The organism is Roseateles chitinivorans, from assembly GCF_002761755.1.
Lineage (GTDB): Bacteria > Pseudomonadota > Gammaproteobacteria > Burkholderiales > Burkholderiaceae_C > Roseateles > Roseateles chitinivorans.
Genome location: NZ_PEOG01000183.1, coordinates 1 through 499 on the forward strand (window position 1 = coordinate 1; position 499 = coordinate 499).

A 499-nucleotide genomic window follows, 5' to 3' on the forward strand; every position below is an offset into this window, starting at 1 on the left:
CAATATTGGTATTATTTTATTGAACTCCAATGAAGGCACAAGAGATGACGATGATTCTTACGAAGCCATGAAAGCCTACGCTCAAAAGCAGGGGTATGATTTTTATTACACGGTAGATACAGATTCCAAGATCGCTAATGCATTTGGAGCTTCCAGAACACCTGAATTATTTCTGTTTGATGCAAACGCTAAACTTCAATACAAAGGCGCTATCGATGATAATCCAAATGATGGAGGAAATGTAAAACGTGTTCATGCTAAAGAGGCCATCAATGAGCTTACTGCAGGGAAATCTATTTCTGTAAAAGAAAGTCGCTCTGTAGGCTGTTCGATCAAAAGAAGCTAACAACCTCTGAATTCTAGAAGCCGCTGTAAAAAATAGCGGCTTTTTTATGGAATTTATTCGGATACGCATCTTGTAAGTAACCAAAACCTGCAATATGAAATCTGTTATCATTATAGTGCTGCTATTAGGCATCACTTATGCGATTGCCGAAGG

Annotated in this window: 1 protein-coding gene; it reads left to right on the forward strand. The window is 38.3% G+C overall.

The window, feature by feature from the left end; translation table 11 throughout:
* A partial coding sequence (locus CS062_RS25285) for a redoxin family protein (RefSeq protein ID WP_143742541.1) occupies positions 1 to 346 on the forward strand: 346 nt, incomplete at its 5' end.
* Positions 347 to 499 lie beyond the last annotated feature (153 nt).